2 protein-coding genes are annotated in these 1,509 nt (G+C 63.9%); one reads left to right on the top strand and one right to left on the bottom strand.

All coding sequences use genetic code 11. The annotated features are described in order from the left end of the window. Nucleotides 1-227: 227 nt before the first annotated feature. A complete protein-coding gene (locus tag AB0L60_RS42415; RefSeq protein ID WP_364626639.1) occupies nucleotides 228-470 on the bottom strand; it encodes a hypothetical protein in 243 nt (80 codons plus the stop codon). A gap of 851 nt (nucleotides 471-1,321) precedes the next feature. On the opposite strand from AB0L60_RS42415, the gene AB0L60_RS42420 reads away from it, so the two are divergent. After that, nucleotides 1,322-1,509 (top strand): hypothetical protein (locus AB0L60_RS42420; RefSeq protein ID WP_364626641.1); only part of this gene is annotated, 188 nt, incomplete at its 3' end.

The following is a 1,509-nucleotide window of genomic DNA, read 5'->3' on the forward strand; positions in this document are numbered from 1 at the left end:
TCGAGAACGACAGACCAGCAGCAGAATCCGGGCCGGGTGCGCTCACCGACCGCGAAGCCCTGCTCTTTCCGCTGGTCAACTCGTTGCGATGAACCCAGAATAAGGCTGGCCCCAGCCCCAAAGTAGCTTCACGCTCAGCGTGATTCGTCTACTGCGCCGGGCGTGCGTCAGCAGTGGCCGACCGAGGATCGCCGCCCAGCGGGTCGCGGTGACGGGGTTCAGGCCGATCAGGTCGCCCAGGACGTCGGAATGATGGCGGCGAGATGGAACAGCGCCGCTTTGCGGGCGTGATTGGGTTGAATTTCGCGTTCGACGAGTTGGGCGCGGATGTTTTCGGCGGCCAGGTGCTTGTCTGGTATTCCGCCGGGGAACAGCCATTTGTCGGGGCGGCTGACGTAGGAGGCTTGGCCGCGGCGGGCCAGCTGCTCGACGACGAGCTGGTCGAGTGGTTCGGCCAGTTCGATCGGCATTCGAAGGTGATGGTGACGCGGCCGTCGGGATGTTGGGTGATCTGGTCGGCACGCATGCGGCAGAGAACTCAGCAGTTGCGGATGTTCTGCACCGCACCAGGTTCCGGTCGCTGGCGCCCGCGTTGGCCAGTTCGGTCAGCGCGGTATGCGGCAATAGCGGACGTTCGGCGCCGCCAAGTTCCGGCCGCCGGCCGCACCCGCTCTGGCCGATTCGAACCGCGCGGGATGCGACAAACCAGTGCGTTTGCTGAATGCGCATGTCCGTGTGCTGGTCGTTCAGGTCTCGGGGGGAACGTTCAGCCGGAACAGTGCCCCGAAAAATAGGGGCACACAATATGAAACACAAATACTTCACAATCTATAGCCTCGGGAACCTCTACACCTACCCAGTTGGGGGACCTACCGTGTCCAAATTTGACACGCGAACGAGGCTTCGCGCATCACTCGCCGCCGCCGTGCTTCTCGCCGGACTGGCCGCAGCCAAGGGCGCAGCCGTCGCTACACCGATCACCGTTCAGCCCGCCGCACCGATTGGGGGTTCGAGTGTGCCCGGGACGGGGTCGGCAACATGGGCGCCCTACACCGGGTCGGGCTATCTCGACGACCTCCTTCATTGCCCCCCACCGGCCTTCTTCTGCGGCGTCCTCACCGGATAATCGACATTTCCACTGGAACTGGGATTCCGAGCCGTTTCGCCGTCACCGAAACCTCCCGCAGCACAGATCCCTGCGGGAGGCCCGCGCGTCCGAGTATCGGTCTCCCGCAGCACCCGCCACGCACACCCCGACGAGGACCCAACGGTGGATTACGCTCGTATCTTCACGATTGCGATACCCGCATATCTTGTCCTCGTGACCGCCGAATGGATTTCCTGGCGTCGCATCGCGGGTAGGGAGCGCACGAACGGATTCCACGGCCCCGACACCATCAACAGCCTGGTGATCGGCATCGCGAGCAAAGCGACTGCCCCGTTGGAGAACCTGCTCGTCCCGTTCTCGTTCGTCCTTCTCGCCGCCGCGTTGACCCCGATTCACCTGCC

Origin of the sequence: Nocardia sp. NPDC051981 (assembly GCF_040680715.1) — a bacterium.
Taxonomy (GTDB): Bacteria; Actinomycetota; Actinomycetes; order Mycobacteriales; family Mycobacteriaceae; genus Nocardia.

Coding starts and splice junctions, on each gene's coding strand:
- AB0L60_RS42415 (WP_364626639.1), bottom strand. CDS start 470: ATGCCGATCGAACTGGCCGAACCACTCGACCAGCTCGTCGTCGAGCAG.